This is a genomic window from Ochrobactrum vermis (assembly GCF_002975205.1).
Lineage (GTDB): Bacteria > Pseudomonadota > Alphaproteobacteria > Rhizobiales > Rhizobiaceae > Brucella > Brucella vermis.
Map to the genome: position 1 here is coordinate 1,270,804 of NZ_PCOC01000001.1, position 18,660 is coordinate 1,289,463.

Consider the following 18,660-nt stretch of genomic DNA (forward strand, 5'->3'; position numbering starts at 1 on the left):
GTTGCCAAGGAAAAGGCCCCAGTAAGGTTTCAATGAACTGGGGCCTGAGCACCTTAGCAAACCAAGCTGAAAGCAATGATAAGCGCCTAGTCGATGCGTACGGCCGAGTTATTAACATTCGACTTCGGGCCAAGAAAAACCCCGGCAACGTGCGGCTACCGGGGTTGCGCACCGCGATGAGTTGGCGGGGGGTATTACGGTGCGCACCGCCATCTTAACCAGCAGAAAATAAAAATAAACCCCGACAAGTCTCCCAACCTGTCGGGGCCACGCGCTTCACATGCGGCGAACAAGTTTTGGCGCGCTGCTCAAGTGTAGCATTAGAATGCCGTGCGACGCATTTCTGACAAAGGTCAGGGGACGGATTAAAGCTCGGACAGGGCTTCATATCCATTTCGTTTGACGAGCCTGTCTCCGATATCAATCAGGGCAGCGCCGACGTCGTCGACGCGCCAGCCTGCCTCAACCGCGCGGTCAACAGCATTCTTCAAGTCAGATCCTATAGCCTGAATGCATTCATTGATCCGGCCATCATATTCAACGTCGGATTTCGGCGCTCTCATTGCTTCCTCCTTTTTCTGGAGAGAAGAGCGTAACCCGTACTTCACATTAACGTCTCTCCTCATTTTTGAGGATTGACCAGGGGCAATCAGCTTCCAATTGAAAGGAAATCACCAATGACACGACGCATCAACGCGGCGGGGCTTTCGCTCGTCAAACAGTGGGAAGGCCTGAAAACGACGGCATATCGAGACGTGGCCGGTGTCCTTACCATCGGTTACGGCCATACGAGCGCAGCCGGATCACCGAAGGTCACGCCGGGAATGGCAATCGGTAACAAGGAAGCCGAACGCATCCTGAAAGCCGATCTGGCGAAGTTCGAGGCGAGGGTAGAGCGGTTCGTAAAGGTGCCGATCACTGACAATCAGTTTGCGGTGCTTGTCTCGTTCGACTTCAACACTGGCGCCCTGGACAAATCCACGCTGCTGAAGAAGTTGAATAAAGGTGACTATGCCGCTGTTCCGATCGAGCTCATGAAATGGGTGAACGCTGGCGGCAAGAAGGTGCAAGGTCTTGTGAACCGGCGAGCCGCCGAAGCTGGCTTGTGGGCGAAGGGCGATTTCGTATCCTCCAATTATGTGCCAGCCAAGACGGCGGCGAACAAATCCGACGTCGTGACAATTGGCAGTGCCGGTGCTGTTGGCGTCGGTAGCTCGGTCGGCCCGATCTTGCCGGATATTACCCAAGCGATTGTTGACCAGCAGGACAGCCTCACAAGCGGGCAGTGGGCGCGCATCATCGTCGGCGGGATCGTCCTCGGCTTAACGCTCTGGGGTATCTGGCGAAAGACGCGCTCATGATCTGGGCGCTCATTCCCTCATGGCTGAAATACTCGCTCGCTGCTCTGGCTGCCGCTGCGCTTGTCGCTGGCGGTAGCTATCTCGCCGGAAGGCTCTCAGGCAAGGCCAGCACGGAAACCAAAATCGAAAGACAGAACAATGAAGCCACAGGCAAAGCTCTGGACGCTGCTCATTCTTATGATGAGTGCATTGACGCTGGCGGGATGTGGACATTTGGCACCGGCAAATGTGGAAGGCGTCCGTAGGGTGCTCGGAACCGATCTGCTGGGCGCTCGCGGGGCAACCGAGGCGGATCAACGAAAGATCGACCGCACCATAGTGCGCGGTTGTGCAGGCGGCGTCTGGTCGAAAGACGAGTGCGCTATTCACGACAAGAAGTAATAGGGGCAACCGGGCGGATGGATGCAACGAATATGCCGGAAGAAAACGCTGATCTGCGCACACGGGTCGTTACACTGGAACACGGGCAGACTGCCATTCAGCAGCGTGTCTCCGATCTTGAGAAGTATCGCCAGACGAACGAGATTGCCGACGCGAAGATGGAAACCCGTGTCGAAGCTATGAATGAAAAGCTGTCAGCCATCTCGTCAAATACGACATGGATTATCCGCCTAGTTATCGGCGGGTTCCTTTTGGCGATCATAGCGTTCATTGTGAGCGGTGGATTGAAATCGGTGTGATTGGATTTAAGGCTTTTCCCATCCAGGAAGGCTCTAGCTTGAAGTTCACGCGTGTAGAGTGTTTCAAAGTTGGTTAAACATGGTCGTCGAAGCGATGAAAAAAAGCCCTGCTTCTTATCGAGGAAAAACCGAGTTTCCGTACGAAACGTTCGTTGAGGACGCGGTCAAAAGGTGGCTGGTTGATCAAGCGTTCGAAATCACCCGCAATGGGCATATAGATGTGTTCGCGGTACGAGAGGAGAACGATATTCGGCAAGTATGGCATGTTGAATGCAAAGGGCAGACGTCTCAGAATACAGTCGATTTTTGCACGGCCATCGGACAACTGCTCAAGCGGATTAACGAACGCGGACACCATCACGCAATTGCGTTTCCTGACCTGCCAGTGTTCAGAAGGCAGTCGGCACAGTTCGCCCCCTGGGTTCTAGCTGCGCTAAATCTCCATTGGATATGGGTGGATGAGAACGGCGGGGTGAGTGTCGACTTCCCGCCGGTTTTGAGCCGTGACAATCAATAATAAGACAATCGACAGCGTCTGACTTCAAAGGGACTTGATCACTTACAACCCTTGCTCTTGGCCGCGTTCTCAATAGCGTTTACCTTGCCCTTCGACACGGCTACCTGTCCTTCTTTGTCGCCGCCGAACGTGCTGGAAGCTGGAACGCCGATCAAGAACACCCCAACTGCATCACCGGTAGCAGCCTCGTTCTGCTGCTTTGACAAGCTCGCGAGGGTATTCCGTTCTTTGACCAATTCGCTCGCCAAAGCTTGGCAGCTCAGGTTGGTGTAAGCAGCCATCGGGATATCAACTGGCACGATTGCATCAGGACGCTTCGCACACGCGACGGAACCCACGCTGAGAGCCAGCGCAACGATAATCTTCAATTTCATGGAAATACTCCCCTTTCCCCATTCCGATTTCTGGCAAAGGAAAGCGTCGTCGTCAATATGGTGCTTTCGTATTAGATCGGGTCAGCGTTCGCGTTATCCGGGGCTGAGACGAATATGTACGTCGTGTGGATCTGGATGGCCATGTGAAGCAGTTACGCGAGGGCATGAAGGAAATGAGGGATGAAACGAGAGAGGGATTGAAGGAAACGAACAAACGGCTTGATCAGGTGCTGGCCGTACTGGCGCAAGATAAGAAAGTCTGATTGTTTACAAGCGAAGACCAATGGGAGGTGGTGGATTGCTTAAGGACAGAGACTACGATGTGTTGGCGTCGAAGAAACTTCATAATCAGTCGAGCTGGGTATTGGAAAGGTCAGGCATTATTTATCTCAGGATTGTTGGAAATTACCCTGTTTGTCGGTTTATGACCGCAACTGCCGATGAGGACGACCTTTCCCTGCATGTATGCCGTTCACAAAAAAGGCTGTTAGGTGCGGCGGAAAAACTTTGCAAAGAATTGGGATGTGTTCCAGTTCCGACGCTAGACAATTCTAAAGATCAGAGGCCATATCTTAAAATGTTCGGATTCGATTATACTACAAGTTCATCCGAAGAGCAGGCTGAAAAGGAACTTCTCACAATATTTGATTGTTTCTTCAAAATATACGATTCCGAGACAGATTTGTAATCGCCATACACCTCAATCGAACTGAAAGTAAGATGCGACTTTGTTCCGGAAGATGTGGCCGTTCAAAACAAACTTGCCTGCGCTTCCTTATTGTCATTGCTTGGTGTGAGGTCGATCAGATCCGCATCGGGCAAGGGCTTTTGCATTTCCTTGGCTTCATCCCATGGAGCGCGTAGCCAGGTGTCTATTTCCTCCGTAGTGCGGAGAATGACTGGCATTGCCTTTGGATGGATCGGTTTCACCACGGCGTTTGGCTCGGTCGTGAGAAACCCGAAGATATCGACCTCTACCGGCCCCTCTTTCTTCTTCCTCACGCCTTTCCAACCGGTCCAGATGCCAGCGAATGCGAAAAGCGGCTTCTCTTCATTGAGAGCGAACCAGTGAAGCGGCTTTCGTTTGGTCTTCGGGTCCGGTTCCTGCCCATATTCGGAAAAGGAAGTGGCTGGAACGACGCAACGGCTTTCAACGCCCTGCCAACGCCGCCAGTGAGGCGAGGTGAGGTTGCGGATATTCGTTACTCCGCCATCTGCTTCACCCTTCACATACATCGGTGGCGTCGGCATGCCCCAGCGGAGCATTGCGAGCTCTGGTTCGTCGCCTTTGATGTTTCGCAATACCGGGGCCGGATAGTCGGGATACACGTCAAGTTGAGGATCAACCCGGTTCGTCACGTCTCCGAATTTCGGAAACAGGCGGCGCATGGCCTCATGTGCCGTGGTCAGGTTATATAGATTGCACATACGCTCCTCCTCGTTGCCAAGAGAATAGCGCGCTTATTTGCGCCGTCCAGTGAGAGCGTCCTCGCCTTCAAGCTTATGGGCGCGACAGAACCACAGTTGTCCGTGCGTCGTTTTGTAACCGAACGTTCCCCATTCCTTACAGTCCTTCGAATCGCAAAGATGCACGAACAGGCTTCCAGCCTTCGCCACGTGCGCATTGTCGTTCTTGTATCCCGCCATTAGTACCAGCTCTTTCTGTCATTCCACTTATACGGTCGCTGAAACTCCAGCCGGTTGGTATCGCGCAGTTCTTCAAACATCCGTTTCACTAGGCTTACGACTTCTTCCTTGTCCTCACATACTCCGTAAGGAAGGTCTTGGAACGGGCTACGACATTCAACCAGACACCATTTCCACGTCCCAGCGCTCGGACCAAAGTCGCTTCTCAGGATTCGGCAGAAGCTACCCCATTCAGTGTATGCTATGAAGTCACCGGCGCATGTTTGTCCGCCAATGACAGTTCGACACCATTTAAGCTGCATCATTTCTCAGGCAGTCCGTAGCTGATGAAGTTGCCAGCCTTGTTCCCGCATTTGCTGCAAACCAGGCGGGGTTCGATCTCTTCGAGAGTAACCCACTCGCCGAAGCGAGCGGCCATAAGTGGGGCAGTCTTTTCCAGATAATTCCGACAACGGGAGCAGCTAAAGCGCACCACATTTCGCGGGCGCAGTTCTCGCAGTACCGTTCGCATTTCACTTCACGAAAATTGTAGGCTTCCAGCCACGTGCAAAGCCCATCGACATAGCCATACTGGCATATTCGATCTCTTTGACGAGAAAATCCCGATCTTTCAGAAGTGCCTCTATCGCAGCTCGCACGTCGCCCTTGTGATAGGCGAGAACCAATTCAATTTCATCGTCGTATTCATTTTCCTGCGCAACCGCATTCATTGTCCTGCTCCGAATGAAGCAGACACACACGCCACCAACGTGTCTGAGATACTATCGGGCCGCCTTCCGATGTTCTTATTCTGTTCACGGTTGTTTAGGAGAGTCAAACTGAATCTCGGGGCAGGGCTATGGAGCGGATCAAAAATTCCACAGAAAGAGAAATCCGTGTAGAATCCGTGGAGAATGATAGATTCGGTGCCTAAGCTATTGTAAACAACTGCGCAGCGAATCCCTTCACACGGGAGGGGTCACAGGTTCAATCCCTGTCACGCCCACCATTTAACTTCCTGTTTTATAGAAATAATTGGTGCGGTTTATTTCGTCCGCCCGATATTCGTCGTCTCCACCGCAGTCTTGTTCATTTTTATCCCGCAGGATCAGGACCGTTCATATCTCCAAAGCATGACACATGCAGCGATTACTACCGCAGACGTCAACACGCCCAAGACAATAGAGAAGAGGATCATAGCATTACCCCTGCCACCTTATTTTTTTGATTGGTGAGAGAATGACCGAGGAAAACAACTTCGTCAGGTCTGCAATGACGAATCAACATCCCGTGCATTTGAATTGACGAGTCATGCATTGACGCCTTCCCGCGCAGCTCGCGGAATATATGCGTTGACGAGTGCTGCAACGTATATTTCTTGTTGCTGTTACGAAACTTTCACCGTAACCGGACCGGCGAGGGCGTCCGCCTATTGAGCAGGCCGGACGGGCTTAAGAGGCGGGATAACAGAATAATCGTTTTGGTGAATGTTGCGGGCGAAAGAACTTTAATTGTCAATTTTCATTTTGAAATATACTGAGTATGTAATGATGATCTATAAGAGAATATTCTGTTAGATATACTTTGAATGAATTTCATAGTACATTTATGGTCATAAATGCCGGAAATAGCTTATCGCCTATTCTTTCGTTCGAAGAAGGTGGAATTTCCAATTCGGACTTTGACGCCACGATCAAGGATTGCATGTCGCAGGCCCATTGGTTGCCGAATTTCTTGTTTTATATTGAAACATCTGTCGGAATATTACTTCAAGCGGGCGGAAAACTGTTCGAGTTAGACTGGTTTCGGCAGGCTTGGCTTGCTGTCACGGCTCTCCTCACTATCTATAGCCCGAAAAGAAGTTTGAATGACGGTGAGAATGATGAGTTTGGATGCGCATGGTTCGATGACAGAAAGGAAGCCTTTTTCGGTTCCTGCAAATGAAATCGAGCGGCTTGAAAGCGTCCGCAGCCTGGTTTCAGTGACGAGCCTTGGACTGCCCGAACTGGATACGCTTGTATCGCTTGTGAAAGATGTTTTTGGCGTCAGTACATCGGCTCTCAACATCGTCGATGAGGACTGGCAGCGCGTTGCTGCCAATGCGGGCGAAAAGGTCAGCAGTTGTCCGCGTGAGCTAACCGCGTGCACTTTTGTCGTGGAAAGCGGCAAACTCTTCGTCATCGAAAACATGGTCGAAAACGACTTCTTCTGCGCAATGCCCTATGTGACAGGCGAACCGCGTTTTCGCTTCTATGCCGGTGCGCCAGTATCGGTAGAGAACGGGTTAGTCGTCGGCTCGCTCTGTATTCTCGATAATGCGCCCAGACAGCTTTCCGATACAGAGCGCACCAAGCTAGAGGACTTTGCCCGTATAGCGAGCGGATTGCTGCGCTTGCAGAAGACGAACAAATTTCTTAACGATGATTCCACCGCTCTCAAACGCCTCGCACTGACAGACCGGTTGACCAAGCTTTATAATCGCGGGGCACTGACCGAACTTGCCGTTCCGTTGATCGAAAAAGCTTTGCAGCAGGGCAAGCCCATTGGTGCCCTGCTGATCGATCTCGATCGCTTCAAGGCAGTCAACGATACTTACGGTCATTTGATGGGCGACACACTTTTGATCGAGGCGGCACGACGTCTGCGCTCTGCATTGAGGGAGACCGATATTCCAGTGCGTGTGGGCGGTGATGAATTTGCCGTCATTCTTCCCGATGAAGACTGCCGGGAGAATATAGAGTTAGTCGCAGGAAGGGTTGTCGAGGCCTTCCGCGTGCCCTTTGTCATCCACGGCGTCAATCTTGATGTCTCGGCAAGCGTCGGAGCGGTTCTTGCGCCGCGCGACGGTTCATCGCCCGAGGCGCTGGCTCGCAATGCGGATATCGCGCTCTATGCAGCGAAAAGCAAAGGTCGCAATTGCTATAGCGTTTTCGGTGAATCCGAGAGCAAGAGATAATAAAAACAGTTTGTTAGACGTACCTTAGAGTTGCTGCTTTAACTGAATAGCAAAAGCCCGGACCGCTCAGTCCGGGCTTTTGTATTCTTACGTTCCACTTTTAGTCGAGGACGTAGCAAGCCTTGGCCTTGCCGCGCGCCGGATCGCCGAAGGCGCGGTTATCGCACCGAACGCCATCGCGGAAGACACCTTCCGTGAACCGGCCATTCGCGCCATAACGAACGCGTTTGCGACCGTAGAAGTCGCAGAACCCGCCTTCCTTGGCGCAGCGGCTCCAATCGCGATCATTGTCATCATAGCGATCATACCTGTCGGGGCGACCGGGGCGATCAGGACGGCCTGGCCGATCCGGCCTGTCCCAGCGATCCTGTACGACGAAGGAGCAGCTTTTCTTTTTGCCGGGTGCAGGATCACCGAAGACCCTGTTCGAGCAGGTAACCTGCGGGCGGTCGATGAAGCGTGACGTATTCTGTCCGCTTGTTCCATAAACCACTTCCGCCGGATAGGGCAGCTGGCAGACTCCGTTTTCGCTTGCGCAGCGCTGCAGCTGGGCTGCGGATGCCTGCGTAACAAGTGGAGCGAAGGTGGCGACAAGGCCGCCTAGACATAGTGAAGCAACAGTCGTCTTGAGTGCAGGCATCATGATGAGTCCCTCTGATGTCGATGAAATATGCTTTAGTTCCGATATCTTGAACAGAGGATGAATGCGTAACCCGTAAAAAGCTGCAAGGCGGCAACATCCAATCGAAATTTACGAATGCTCACGAACCTGAACTTGTGTGGGGTCGACAACCGTTTCCTGCTCTGGTTAGCTTACGGCCGGAGTGAGGATCGGAAATGCGCCATCTGCCTTTCAGTTTCAAAGCGATCATTGTTGTTCTGGCGGTCGTAATTGCTGCCGGGTTTTATGTCGGTCACAAGACGACAGAAGTGCGCCAGGCCTTTCTCATTCAACGCGCCGCACCTTCGGAAGCTGGAATATAGTCCGGTTTGTCGCGCCGGAACCGGCTTTCTTTCCAGCAGATTTCGTGAAATTAGAGTGAAGTACTCACGTTCACTCTTCGGAAGGCTGCCCACATGCACGGCGAATACAAAGTCCACGGCGGAAAACTTGTCGTAGTCGATCTGGAAGTTCGTGACGGGCGTCTGAGCGATGTGCAGGTCGCGGGCGATTTTTTCCTGGAACCGGACGAGGCCCTGGAGGATATCCGCAACGCTATTGAAGGTCTTTCGGCCGATGCGTCGTCGGAGCAGATTGCCGACGCGGTGAGGGCAGGTCTTCGTCCCGGTGCGATGATGCTCGGTTTCAGCCCGGAAGCGGTGGCAATCGCCGTCCGGCGGGCATTGGGTGTGGCGCGCACTTGGCGGGATTTCGAATGGCAGATCGTCGAAATGCCTGCGGTTTCGCCTGCCATGCATCTTGCGCTGGACGAGGTTCTGGCGCAGGAAGTCGCCGCAGGACGTCGCGCGCCGACATTGCGCTTCTGGGAATGGGAGCGCCCGGCAATCATCATTGGCGCGTTCCAGTCGCTGCGCAATGAAGTTGATATGGACGCAACCAGTAAATTCGGTGTCGAAACCGTCCGTCGTGTTACCGGTGGCGGAGCTATGTTCGTGGAGCCAGGCAGCACCATAACCTATTCGCTCTATGCGCCCGGCGAACTGGTGCGCGACATGAGTTTTGCCGATTCCTACGCATTTCTGGACGATTGGGTGCTGAAGGCGCTCAATTCACTCGGCATTGACGCTTTTTATAAGCCGCTCAACGATATTTCGAGCTCCAAGGGCAAGATCGGTGGCGCGGCGCAGAAGCGGTTCTCAAAAGGGACTGTTCTCCACCATGTCACGATGGCTTACGACATGGATGCCGAAAAAATGGTGAAGGTCCTGCGCATCGGGCGCGAGAAGCTTAGCGACAAGGGCACGACGAGCGCAGTGAAGCGCGTCGATCCGGTTCGCAGCCAGACCGGACTGCCACGCGAAGAAGTCATCAAGCGTATGAAGGACACCTTTGTGTCTTTGAATGGCGGCGTAGGCAGCAAAATTACGCCCGAAGAATATGCAGCTGCCGAAAAGCTTGTGGTTGAAAAATTCTCGACCGAGCAGTGGCTGCACAACATCCCTTGATCTGAACCGACTGCGGTTCAATCGCGAAGCGGGGTGACTTGCCTGTGTCATCATGGCATAGGAGGCCGCAACGCGTTCCTTTACGTTCCACTCCATCTCACAAAGTCCTTCCGTTCCATGATCCGTATCGACAATATCAGCAAGTCCAACAGCCATCGCATTCTCTTTATCGAGGCTTCCGCCGGTTTGAACCGCGGCGAAAAGATCGGCCTTGTCGGTCCTAACGGTGCAGGCAAGACAACCCTATTTCGGATGATTACCGGCGATGAGCAGCCGGATGAGGGACAGGTCGGCGTCGAAAAGGGTGTGACAGTCGGTTATTTCGACCAGAATGTCGGCGAGATGGGCGGTCGATCCGCTGTTGCGGAAGTGATGGAAGGTGCGGGGCCTGTCAGCGTGGTTGCGGCGGAACTCCGCGAGCTGGAGGCGGCTATGGTCGATCCAGACCGCATGGACGAGATGGACGCCATCATCGAACGTTACGGTGAAGTGCAGGCACGTTACGAACAGCTCGATGGTTACGGTCTGGATGGCCGCGCGCGCGAGGTTCTGGCAGGTCTCAGCTTCTCGCAGGAAATGATGGACGGCGATGTCGGCAAGCTCTCCGGCGGCTGGAAAATGCGCGTTGCGCTGGCGCGTATTCTGCTGATGCGCCCGGATGTGATGCTGCTCGACGAACCGAGCAACCATCTGGATCTCGAAAGCCTCATCTGGCTCGAAGCATTTCTCAAAAACTATGACGGCGCGCTACTGATGACCTCGCACGACCGCGAGTTCATGAACCGTATCGTGACCAAGATTATTGAAATCGACGGCGGCTCGCTCACAACCTATTCCGGCGACTATGCCTTCTATGAGGGGCAGCGGGTGCTGAATGAAAAGCAGCAGCAGGCCCAGTTTGAACGCCAGCAGGCGATGCTTGCCAAGGAAATCAAGTTCATCGAGCGCTTCAAGGCGCGTGCTTCCCATGCTTCTCAGGTGCAAAGCCGTGTGAAGAAGCTGGAGAAGATCGACCGTGTAGAACCGCCACGCCGCCGTCAGACAGTTGCCTTCGATTTCGCACCGGCGCCGCGTTCGGGCGAGGACGTCGTCAGCTTCAAGGGTGTGCACAAGACCTATGGAAGCCGCACAATCTATGACGGTTTAGATTTCATGGTTCGCCGTCGCGAACGCTGGTGCATCATGGGCATCAACGGTGCGGGAAAATCGACGCTGCTGAAGCTGGTTGCAGGTGCCGCAGAGCCTGACAAGGGCAATGTCAATATCGGCGCCAGCGTCAAGCTCGGTTATTTTGCGCAGCATGCGATGGATGTGCTCGATGGCGACGCCACGATACTGGAATGGCTGGAAGAACGTTTTCCAAAGGCAGGTCAGGCGCCGCTTCGTGCTCTGGCTGGCTGCTTCGGATTTTCCGGCGACGATATCGAAAAGAAGTGTCACGTGCTCTCGGGCGGCGAAAAGGCCCGTCTGGTCATGGCGGCAATGCTGTTCGATCCGCCGAATTTTCTGGTTCTGGACGAGCCGACCAACCACCTTGATCTCGATACGAAGGAAATGCTCATCAAGGCGCTTGCGGCCTACGAGGGCACGATGCTGTTCGTATCGCACGACCGGCACTTCCTTGGCGCGTTGTCGAACCGGGTTCTGGAACTGACACCGGATGGTATTCACCAATATGGCGGTGGCTATACGGAATATGTGGAGCGGACGGGGCAGGAGGCTCCGGGTTTGCGTTCGTAGGCGCGCTGGTGCGCGTTTCGATCTGATTGAATCAGATCGGCGCTCTAACGGTTTGTTTTGCGCACATCTTATTTGAAAACCGTTTCACACTTTTCGGGATGCGCTTTAACGACAAAATTTGCGTCGCTTAATCAAAATAAGCCATTGATGCACATGCGCGGTTCAGTTAGAAACGCGCATGAAAAGGCTTCGAGCCTTCCGGCAATGCACCCGTAGCTCAGCTGGATAGAGTGCTGCCCTCCGAAGGCAGAGGTCGCAGGTTCGAATCCTGCCGGGTGCGCCATAAAAACAATGACTTAGCGGCTATAATGGCAGTGACCACAGGTTCAATTGAACCTAAAAGTCGAGTGCGGATACCGCTTTTCGTAGATAATCCGGCGAGAATCGAGCGTAGACCTTGAATGTGATTGCCGGTGAGGAATGCCCCAGATATTGGGTGATCTCATCCATCGATACGCCAGCTTCAGCCATCCAAACGGCAGCGCTGTGTCGTAGGTCATGCGGAACGACATCGGTCAAGCCCGCACGACGCACAGCTCCAGCAAAGCCCTTTTTAATGTCGAGCACGCGCTCGCCACCGTATTCCACCACGTAGGGCGACTGTCGAGCCGCATGGGCCTCCTGCAATACGGCAAACGCACTGTCTCGGTCATTGGCACCGTGGCGCGGCCCTTGCGGTTCTTGTCACCAACGATGCCTAACATGATCAGCTTGCGATCGAAGTCCACTCGATCCCAGGTTAATTGAAGGATTGCTGTTTTTCGCGCAGCCGTTGTCAACGCCAGTACGCAGAATAGGCGCATGTGAGGCGAGGAACATCCGCCCAACAGCCGTTTGTACTCGGCTTTTGTCAAGTGTCGGTCACGCGGCGGCGATGCAGGTGGCGCCTCAAAACGCGCGCCATTAACGCCACGCCAATTCAATGCTTGGCGGATGACGTTAATTTCCTTCAGCACAGTGGCTTCTTTTCGACCAGCTAGATAACGGCTCGTGGCATACTCAGTGCAGATGTCCTCGGTGATCTGATCTGGCCGCAGGTGCGCAAAATGACCTTCAGCTTGTTTTCAGGCATATCGAAGCCGTTCTGGATTAGCGATTTTGCCATCCTTTGCTTCAATATATGCAGCGACAATATCGCCGACGAGTGAGCCCGTCGGCGCTGCAAAATCGCGTTTGAAATCTTGTAGGCGACGTGCGGCCTCATCACTATCAGTGGTGCACAGGCTTCGTCGGTGCGTTGATTTTCCGTCGTGCCAAACGGCGTACCATTTGCCGCGGAAAAGCTTTTGTCGGACATCGTAGGACATTCGTAATCCAGTACAGCGTTGTAAGGAATTCGGTAAAGCCTGCCGACGCGGAAGGACGGCAGTCGGTTCTTATTGACCAAATCTCTTAAGTGCTGTGGGCTGCATTGCCACCTCGCGGCCAGCGTTTCTGGAGTAAAGGCGATGTTATCATTTGAATGATGATGTGTCATTCGTCACCTCCTTTCATTCGCTGCGGCGCTACCTGCCTTTTCTGCGGCTTCCTGCGCTTCTCTTCCGCCTTCGAAACACCTTCGTCTGAGGCACTCCCGCCCTCGTAACGGCCTTGTGCGCGCTCACCGATGTAAATATGCGGAATTTGCTGATAGGCGACAATGAGAGCGACGATTGCCGCAATGATGATGAGTATGCGCTTGTTGTCTTTGCTGACCTTCATCTACTCACCGCTTTTCAGGGCTTGGCGACCGGCTTCGGTGATCGTGTAATAACCGAGTTTATCCTTGCGATTAGACAGAAGCCCGTTGGCTCGAAGTATTTCTACAGTGCGATAGTGCTGACCGAAGCCAAGAACACCGCCCGACCGGTCCGCTGCAGCCAATGCTCGCTTTTGTGCCTCTGTCAGCTTCATTCGCTCTGCTCCCCTAGTGGACTGGCGTTGAGGGCTGCTAGTATCTTATTCGCGGACACCCCTACGTCAGTGAAGGAATACTTCCAACCCAACTTGTTAAGACGATCATATGCGATACGCAGCGCTTCTGCCTTTGTTCTGTCGCCGTGAGCCACCTTCTCGATGAGTTCCTTACTCGCCATGGTTGGCCTCTTTCTTGCGCAAATCTCGCGGCTTGAATTCGTCGGTGATGTAACCGTCATGCAGGAGGGTGATGCACGGCTCAAGACGATCAGAGCCGTAAACCCGTCGCAATTCGATCCCGATAATCACGCCTTCAAAACGGTCATAATCGGCTGCCGCATCACAGATGACTTCATCACCAATGTCGAAGCTAAGAAGCTCTGGAATGTCGATAATTTTGTTCTCAGTCGTCAGCGAAAGTCTCACGTGCTGGCCTCCTTTGCGCGCAAGAGGGCGGACAGCGTGTCACGAAACACCTTCCAGCCTCGTCAGCGGTCTGCTTTGCGATTTTGCTCAATTCGGCGCGTCTCATGGGGTCGATCCTGTCAGGCGCGTCTAGCTTGGAGAGGTGGGTAAGGAGTGAGGTCATTCGTCACTCTCCCAAATGAGTTTTTCAGGGTGTTTGATGAAATATGGGTCCATTCCGAAACCCATTTCTTGCCAGGATCGAATACGCGTGACCATGCCGGGGCGCGTCCACGCCGTGCATTGCATGCAGTTGCCGACCAGCAAGATCAGACACGGCCATATCGGCATGCGCGACTTCCGCGGCGAGGTCGTTCGTGCTTACGAAGATGCAGGATGGATCTTCCATAGCGAGGTATGCATCTGGAAAGATCCAGTTGTCGCTCAGCAGCGCACGAAATCCATCCGCCTTCTGCATAAGCAGATCACGAAAGACAGCACGACTAAAGCGTGTCGCATCTATTCAACCTCATAACCCGCAGCTTTGAAGAAGTTTCTGCATTCATGAACGGAGAATAGGCTAATGATATCGCCGAGGGCTTTCGTGATGGCATCGAAGCTACGAGCTGCTCGCTTTCGTAGAAGTGCCTTGAGCTTTGAGAAAGCCATTTCGATGGGGTTCAGGTCTGGCGAGTAAGGTGGCAAGAAAAGCAGCCAGGCGCCTTTAGCCTTGACTAAGAGGTCGGCTCGCTCGCTTTTATGGAAGCCGACATTGTCGAGGATGACGATGTCGCCGGGCGAGAGTGTCGGCGCAAGCTGTGTTTCGATCCATGTTTCGAAGATGCGGCTGTTCATTGGTGCATTGACGATCCATGGCGCGGTCAGGCCGTGGCATCGCAGGCCAGCAATGAAGGTCTGGGTTTTCCAGTGACCGAACGGAGCATAGCCGACAAAACGGCTGCCTCTGGCCGACCATCCGGTGCGTTTTGTCAGGCGCGTGTTTGTTGAAGTCTCATCGATAAAAACGAGCCGCGACAAGGCTTTGTTGAAAAATGGCTTTCGGCGATTGATCCATAGATCACGCGCCCTGGCGATCTGCGGCCTGCGCTGTTCGCTTGCCTTGATGCTTTTTTTTATTGCTCAGCCCAAGCCCGTGCAGAAACCGACCAACTGTCGCACGGTGCACTTCAATACCACGCTCTGCGAGTTCGACACACAATTCATCCAAGGTCACTTCACCCTGGGCCGCCACGCGCTCACTGATCCATTCACAATGGGCTGATAGTTTGCTGCCGGGCGGATGGCCTTGTTTAGCAGCGGCAAGAGAACCAGATGACCGGTGCAGGATCATCATGTTGTTGACGAACCGAGGCGAAACGCGGAAATGCCGCGCGGTTTCCCGGTTACTATTGCCTTCATTCACAAACGCAACGACACGCTCACGCAACTCGATCGGATGCGGCTTGCCCATGGCGCGTCTCCTTCCATGGGCAAAGTGAATCATAGATCACACAAAAGCGAAACTCTGAATCCGCTTAGACGCGACACGCTTTAGCGGGCAGGGCCTTGCTGACTATATGCTGATGTTCCGCAAGCCGGGCGATAACCCCGATCCTGATGATGGCATGTTCGATCGTTATGTCGGTTATGGCAACGAGCCAACATCATTGGCCGACCGGCTGGCATCTGGCGAAGATCGGGCACGGACCGAGAAATGGTTCTCGATTGAAGTCTGGCAGCGTTATGCATCGCCGGTCTGGATGGACATAAACCAGACGCACACCTTGCAATATCGGTCGGCGCGCGACGAAAAGGACGAGTAGCACATTTCGCCTTTGCAGTTGGACGTTATCGAACGTTGCATAGAACTGTGGAGTAACCCCGGCGATGTGATCCTGACGCCTTTTCTCGGCATTGGAAGCGAAGTCTATGGAGCCGTGGCCGCTGGTCGCAAGGGCATCGGGTTCGAGTTGAAGCCGTCCTACTTCGCGCAGGCCGCGCGTAACATCGATGCGCTGGATAGTAAGCAGGACAGCATATTCGACGCCGCTAATGACAATGCCGTCTTTTCAGCGAAGGTAGCCGCATGACTATCCGCGACCGTCTTCAGCAAAATGGCCGGGGGCACAGTCATCCCGAAAGCGCCCCGGCCCAATGTCCTCTCGAGGGAGAGGTCTCCGAGCGTCCACATTGCGACGGTTCACTTGAAGTTGCTCACCATAACACGTCTTCTCAACCAGAAGTTAAAATAAATGCGAGGAGGGCCATATGACGGTTGATCAAGACATCTGCCACGTCTGCGCCCGCCACGCCGTAGGCCTCGGCGTGCAAGCAGACCTCGAGCCGATCCGCTGGCTATGCAAGGAATGCGCCGACATTGCCGAGCATATCTGCTCCCGCCGGCGGCTCGACCCTTACGAACTGCGCGCCCTTGATACCGGCGTCGGGTCGGTTGGGGAGTATTTGCAAGTGCTTGGCAAAACCGACCTTAAGGAAATGGACGAGCTTGAGGCGCGCATGATCGTGAAAGCCGCGTGGGAAGGGTGCGGGCGAGGGATGCGCGGAGCGTTAAAGGAGGCGCCGTTTTGAACTGCCGTTCTAGGTTCCGTTCGGCGGCTCGATCGATGGCATTTTCTTGAGTAACGTATCATTGTATGTGGAGCCATCCTGGCCATGATGAACTTTTCGATGGCAAGTCGGGCAAAGCGCAATCACGTAGCTGGGGTCATCAGGACCGCCGTCGCTCACTCGACGGATGTGATGAGGTTCCAGGTACGGTTGCCCGTTGATGCGCAGAAAGGACGCTTGGCAGCAGCAACCCTCACAATGACCGTTGGCCCGAGCAAGCACATAATCTCTAACGTGTCGGCTTCGCTCATAGATAGTTCGGGTTGATGCCCTACCTTCGCGGCTGCCGGCAGCCTCTTCTGCAAGGCGTCGCATGGCAGCCAGGTCGACTGTGGGGGCGGGTTGCTCATCATCGACAGCTTCAACAATATTCTCGAGGCTTCTAAGTTCGAAGATTAGGGCTTTACGCATATCACTGTTGCGATCGGGCGACTGTCCCCATCGCCAACTTTCGCAGATAAAGCTGCCCAGGAAGATCAAATCTTTGCCTTTCCCGAGGCTTTCGAAAAGGAGTAGATCCTTGCCCAACATAGCATGGTCACGAATTGCTTTATTGCCGCGGACCATTTCCATGTCGCCGACTTGACCTTCACCATAATAGCGCTCGTGGACAAAGGTTGACTGCGGAATCGATTTTTGATTCAAAGCTACCATTTGGAGGCTGCTTTGGGCGAACGGATCGGTTTGACAGACGAGGAATGGGCAGTAATCAGTCCGCTTCTACCTGCTGAAAGTGGGCGTGGATGCCGCCCTGCTCAGGACAATCGGCGTTATTTCGAAGGCATGCTGTGGATGGCGCGCACAGGAGCGCAATGGCGGCATCTGCCTGATGAATACGGCAAGTGGAACAGCGTCTTTCGTCGATATCGACGCTGGGTCGAGACCGGTGTTTTCGAGGCAATGCTTGAGACACTGGCCGAACTGGTGGAACGGGATCGAAGTGCCGACATGATCGACAGCACCGTCGTCCGGGCGCACCATTGTGCAGTCGGCATAAAAAGATCCCATGGGGATAGCGGCCTCCACTGTGACAGAGTGAGGCTGCAACAAACTCTGTGGAGACAATCATGTTTTTTACGGCTGACCAATCCGAAGCGCGTGCCACGATCCGCATCGACCTTGGTGCAATTTTCGTATCAATAGAACTGAGTAAATCGACTTGGCTAATCACATCCTTGTCGCCGGGCAGCGGCGAAAAAATGTCGCGGCACGCGGTTGTCGGTGGTGACGTAGCAGGACTTCTGGAGCGCTTTGGCGAATTGCGAGAAAAGGCGCAGGCGCGTACTGGAACATGGTACCCATTGGTGGTGATACAGGAAGCGGGTCTCGATGGTTTCTGGATCGATCGACGGTTGTGTCAAGAAGATTGGATCGAAAGCCATATCGTCGATGCCGCCTCGATCGCGGTGTCGCGCCGACGCCGCCGAGTGAAGACCGACCGTCTTGACGGCGAGACACTGGTGCGAACGCTGTTAGCCTACAAGCGAGGAGAGCCGCGTGTTTGCTCAATGGTCAGGGCACCGACGCGCGAGCAGGAGGATCGTCGTCGGATTTGCCGTGAGCGGAAGACACTGGTATGTGAGCGAACGCTTCACATCAATCGCGTCAAGGGATTGCTCTTCAGCCAAGGTATCACCGGCTACGAACCGTTGCGCAGCGACCGTCGCAAGAAACTGGAGGCACTTAAGACCGGTGATGGCTGCCCGCTACCGCCGCATTTGAAAGCGCAGATCAGCCGCGAGCTCGATCGACTTGAGCTGCTTCTTGAGCAGATCAAGTCGGTGGAGAGGGAGCGTGACGCTCTCGTAGCCGAGAAAAAGACGTCCACCCCAGCGTCGCCAGCTGCGATGTTACTTGAGATCAAAGGGATTGGTCCCGAGTTTGCTGTCAATCTCTACTCGGAAGGTCTGTTCCGACATTTTTCCAACCGGAGACAGCTCGCTGCCTATGCAGGGCTGTCACCGACACCTTGGAGAAGCGGATCGATTGATCGCGAACAGGGCGTTTCAAAAGCGGGCAATCCTCGCCTGCGAACGACGATGGTCCAGCTTGCCTGGCTCTGGTTGCGCCACCAGCCACAATCTGCGCTCACTTTGTGGTTTAAGGCCCGGATCAAGCCTGGCGGCGGTCGTCTCAAGAAGACGACGATCGTCGCACTTGCCCGCAAGCTGCTGGTCGCATTGTGGAAATACGTCACCGCCGGTGTTGTCATAGAGGGCGCCGTAATGAAAGCCGGCTGATACTACGCAAACCTATTCTGAAATCTTCCGGAGCCTGATCAGTTCCGGCGGATCCGGGTCAACGGACCGATGAGTCCCCTGGCGAAATGCCGTTTTAAAGAAAGGTCCCG

The 18,660-nt window shown here is 54.1% G+C and carries 29 protein-coding genes and 1 tRNA gene; 16 read left to right on the forward strand and 14 right to left on the reverse strand.

Annotation, left to right across the window (positions count from 1 at the left end; translation table 11 throughout):
• Window positions 1–365: 365 nt before the first annotated feature.
• Window positions 366–563: a hypothetical protein gene (locus tag CQZ93_RS06280; RefSeq protein WP_105541826.1), complete on the reverse strand. Its 198-nt coding sequence runs from the start codon at window positions 561–563 to the stop codon at window positions 366–368.
• 114 nt (window positions 564–677) lie between these two features.
• On the opposite strand from CQZ93_RS06280, the gene CQZ93_RS06285 reads away from it, so the two are divergent.
• The 4 genes from CQZ93_RS06285 to CQZ93_RS26335 all read left to right on the forward strand — a co-directional run bounded on the left by CQZ93_RS06285 (window position 678) and on the right by CQZ93_RS26335 (window position 2,558).
• Window positions 678–1,361, forward strand: coding sequence for a lysozyme (locus CQZ93_RS06285; protein ID WP_105541827.1), 684 nt, complete (start codon window positions 678–680; stop codon window positions 1,359–1,361).
• Window positions 1,362–1,499: 138 nt separating this feature from the next.
• Window positions 1,500–1,742, forward strand: a complete 243-nt coding sequence (locus CQZ93_RS06295) for a hypothetical protein (protein ID WP_105541829.1) — start codon at window positions 1,500–1,502, stop codon at window positions 1,740–1,742.
• Between the two features lie 17 nt (window positions 1,743–1,759).
• Entirely contained in the window at window positions 1,760–2,041 is a 282-nt protein-coding gene (locus CQZ93_RS06300; protein WP_105541830.1) for a hemolysin XhlA family protein, read from the forward strand.
• Window positions 2,042–2,120: 79 nt separating this feature from the next.
• Window positions 2,121–2,558, forward strand: coding sequence for a hypothetical protein (locus tag CQZ93_RS26335; RefSeq protein ID WP_146114431.1), 438 nt, complete (start codon window positions 2,121–2,123; stop codon window positions 2,556–2,558).
• Window positions 2,559–2,596: 38 nt separating this feature from the next.
• Here the strand turns inward: CQZ93_RS26335 and CQZ93_RS06310 are convergent, their stop codons facing one another.
• From CQZ93_RS06310 to CQZ93_RS06335, 4 genes are all read right to left on the reverse strand, one after another.
• Complete coding sequence (locus CQZ93_RS06310; RefSeq protein WP_105541832.1) at window positions 2,597–2,932, reverse strand: hypothetical protein; 336 nt, start codon at window positions 2,930–2,932, stop codon at window positions 2,597–2,599.
• 750 nt (window positions 2,933–3,682) lie between these two features.
• Entirely contained in the window at window positions 3,683–4,360 is a 678-nt protein-coding gene (locus CQZ93_RS06320; protein WP_105541834.1) for an SOS response-associated peptidase, read from the reverse strand.
• A gap of 33 nt (window positions 4,361–4,393) precedes the next feature.
• On the reverse strand, window positions 4,394–4,579 hold the full coding sequence (locus CQZ93_RS06325) for a hypothetical protein (protein WP_105541835.1): 186 nt from the start codon (window positions 4,577–4,579) through the stop codon (window positions 4,394–4,396).
• 512 nt (window positions 4,580–5,091) lie between these two features.
• The gene (locus CQZ93_RS06335) at window positions 5,092–5,289 is read right to left on the reverse strand and encodes a CUE domain-containing protein (protein ID WP_105541837.1); all 198 of its coding nucleotides are present in this window, start codon (window positions 5,287–5,289) and stop codon (window positions 5,092–5,094) included.
• 853 nt (window positions 5,290–6,142) lie between these two features.
• Here CQZ93_RS06335 and CQZ93_RS26575 point away from each other — a divergent pair.
• Complete coding sequence (locus CQZ93_RS26575) at window positions 6,143–6,502, forward strand: hypothetical protein (RefSeq protein WP_181153386.1); 360 nt, start codon at window positions 6,143–6,145, stop codon at window positions 6,500–6,502.
• Window positions 6,465–7,514 carry a sensor domain-containing diguanylate cyclase gene (locus tag CQZ93_RS06340; protein WP_286152287.1) on the forward strand — a complete coding sequence of 350 codons (1,050 nt, stop codon included), beginning with the start codon at window positions 6,465–6,467 and terminating at the stop codon, window positions 7,512–7,514. The genes CQZ93_RS26575 and CQZ93_RS06340 overlap by 38 nt, the downstream gene beginning before the upstream one ends.
• Before the next feature lie 100 nt (window positions 7,515–7,614).
• On the opposite strand, the gene CQZ93_RS06345 is transcribed toward CQZ93_RS06340, so the two are convergent.
• Window positions 7,615–8,157: a hypothetical protein gene (locus tag CQZ93_RS06345; protein WP_105541839.1), complete on the reverse strand. Its 543-nt coding sequence runs from the start codon at window positions 8,155–8,157 to the stop codon at window positions 7,615–7,617.
• A gap of 194 nt (window positions 8,158–8,351) precedes the next feature.
• On the opposite strand from CQZ93_RS06345, the gene CQZ93_RS26580 reads away from it, so the two are divergent.
• The 4 genes from CQZ93_RS26580 to CQZ93_RS06360 all read left to right on the forward strand — a co-directional run bounded on the left by CQZ93_RS26580 (window position 8,352) and on the right by CQZ93_RS06360 (window position 11,664).
• Complete coding sequence (locus tag CQZ93_RS26580; RefSeq protein WP_181153315.1) at window positions 8,352–8,498, forward strand: hypothetical protein; 147 nt, start codon at window positions 8,352–8,354, stop codon at window positions 8,496–8,498.
• 93 nt (window positions 8,499–8,591) lie between these two features.
• Window positions 8,592–9,641, forward strand: a complete 1,050-nt coding sequence (gene lplAB / locus CQZ93_RS06350) for a lipoate-protein ligase LplAB (RefSeq protein WP_105541840.1) — start codon at window positions 8,592–8,594, stop codon at window positions 9,639–9,641.
• A 117-nt stretch (window positions 9,642–9,758) separates the two neighbouring features.
• A complete protein-coding gene (locus tag CQZ93_RS06355) occupies window positions 9,759–11,381 on the forward strand; it encodes an ABC-F family ATP-binding cassette domain-containing protein (RefSeq protein WP_105541841.1) in 1,623 nt (540 codons plus the stop codon).
• A gap of 206 nt (window positions 11,382–11,587) precedes the next feature.
• Window positions 11,588–11,664: transfer RNA gene (locus tag CQZ93_RS06360), tRNA-Arg, on the forward strand.
• Between the two features lie 53 nt (window positions 11,665–11,717).
• On the opposite strand, the gene CQZ93_RS06365 is transcribed toward CQZ93_RS06360, so the two are convergent.
• From CQZ93_RS06365 to CQZ93_RS06395, 5 genes are all read right to left on the reverse strand, one after another.
• Complete coding sequence (locus tag CQZ93_RS06365; RefSeq protein WP_105541842.1) at window positions 11,718–12,008, reverse strand: tyrosine-type recombinase/integrase; 291 nt, start codon at window positions 12,006–12,008, stop codon at window positions 11,718–11,720.
• A gap of 349 nt (window positions 12,009–12,357) precedes the next feature.
• Window positions 12,358–12,858, reverse strand: a complete 501-nt coding sequence (locus CQZ93_RS06375) for an excisionase family DNA-binding protein (RefSeq protein ID WP_105541844.1) — start codon at window positions 12,856–12,858, stop codon at window positions 12,358–12,360.
• Window positions 12,855–13,082 carry a hypothetical protein gene (locus tag CQZ93_RS06380; protein ID WP_286152289.1) on the reverse strand — a complete coding sequence of 76 codons (228 nt, stop codon included), beginning with the start codon at window positions 13,080–13,082 and terminating at the stop codon, window positions 12,855–12,857. Before CQZ93_RS06380 ends, CQZ93_RS06375 begins: the two co-directional genes overlap by 4 nt.
• Complete coding sequence (locus CQZ93_RS06385) at window positions 13,083–13,274, reverse strand: hypothetical protein (RefSeq protein ID WP_105541845.1); 192 nt, start codon at window positions 13,272–13,274, stop codon at window positions 13,083–13,085.
• A 171-nt stretch (window positions 13,275–13,445) separates the two neighbouring features.
• Entirely contained in the window at window positions 13,446–13,703 is a 258-nt protein-coding gene (locus CQZ93_RS06395; protein ID WP_105541847.1) for a hypothetical protein, read from the reverse strand.
• Window positions 13,704–13,953: 250 nt separating this feature from the next.
• Between CQZ93_RS06395 and CQZ93_RS06400 the strand changes: the two genes are divergently transcribed.
• A complete protein-coding gene (locus CQZ93_RS06400) occupies window positions 13,954–14,217 on the forward strand; it encodes a hypothetical protein (RefSeq protein ID WP_286152292.1) in 264 nt (87 codons plus the stop codon).
• On the opposite strand, the gene CQZ93_RS26850 is transcribed toward CQZ93_RS06400, so the two are convergent.
• Together CQZ93_RS26850 and CQZ93_RS26855 are read right to left on the reverse strand one after the other, a co-directional pair.
• Window positions 14,202–14,720, reverse strand: coding sequence for an IS630 family transposase (locus CQZ93_RS26850; RefSeq protein ID WP_286152294.1), 519 nt, complete (start codon window positions 14,718–14,720; stop codon window positions 14,202–14,204). The genes CQZ93_RS06400 and CQZ93_RS26850 overlap by 16 nt on opposite strands.
• A gap of 40 nt (window positions 14,721–14,760) precedes the next feature.
• Entirely contained in the window at window positions 14,761–15,153 is a 393-nt protein-coding gene (locus CQZ93_RS26855) for a helix-turn-helix domain-containing protein (RefSeq protein ID WP_286152296.1), read from the reverse strand.
• Between the two features lie 106 nt (window positions 15,154–15,259).
• On the opposite strand from CQZ93_RS26855, the gene CQZ93_RS26860 reads away from it, so the two are divergent.
• The 3 genes from CQZ93_RS26860 (at window position 15,260) to CQZ93_RS06415 (ending at window position 16,271) form a co-directional block, all read left to right on the forward strand.
• A complete protein-coding gene (locus tag CQZ93_RS26860) occupies window positions 15,260–15,505 on the forward strand; it encodes a hypothetical protein (RefSeq protein ID WP_286152298.1) in 246 nt (81 codons plus the stop codon).
• Between the two features lie 12 nt (window positions 15,506–15,517).
• Entirely contained in the window at window positions 15,518–15,772 is a 255-nt protein-coding gene (locus tag CQZ93_RS26865) for a DNA methyltransferase (protein ID WP_286152300.1), read from the forward strand.
• 178 nt (window positions 15,773–15,950) lie between these two features.
• Window positions 15,951–16,271: a DUF6511 domain-containing protein gene (locus CQZ93_RS06415; protein WP_105541848.1), complete on the forward strand. Its 321-nt coding sequence runs from the start codon at window positions 15,951–15,953 to the stop codon at window positions 16,269–16,271.
• A 9-nt stretch (window positions 16,272–16,280) separates the two neighbouring features.
• On the opposite strand, the gene CQZ93_RS06420 is transcribed toward CQZ93_RS06415, so the two are convergent.
• Window positions 16,281–16,964, reverse strand: a complete 684-nt coding sequence (locus CQZ93_RS06420; protein ID WP_105541849.1) for an HNH endonuclease — start codon at window positions 16,962–16,964, stop codon at window positions 16,281–16,283.
• A gap of 30 nt (window positions 16,965–16,994) precedes the next feature.
• Here CQZ93_RS06420 and CQZ93_RS27230 point away from each other — a divergent pair, with 30 nt between their 5' ends.
• Together CQZ93_RS27230 and CQZ93_RS06430 are read left to right on the forward strand one after the other, a co-directional pair.
• On the forward strand, window positions 16,995–17,453 hold the full coding sequence (locus CQZ93_RS27230) for an IS5 family transposase (protein ID WP_350308592.1): 459 nt from the start codon (window positions 16,995–16,997) through the stop codon (window positions 17,451–17,453).
• Window positions 17,378–18,550: an IS110 family RNA-guided transposase gene (locus CQZ93_RS06430; protein WP_105541851.1), complete on the forward strand. Its 1,173-nt coding sequence runs from the start codon at window positions 17,378–17,380 to the stop codon at window positions 18,548–18,550. Before CQZ93_RS27230 ends, CQZ93_RS06430 begins: the two co-directional genes overlap by 76 nt.
• Window positions 18,551–18,660: the final 110 nt, after the last annotated feature.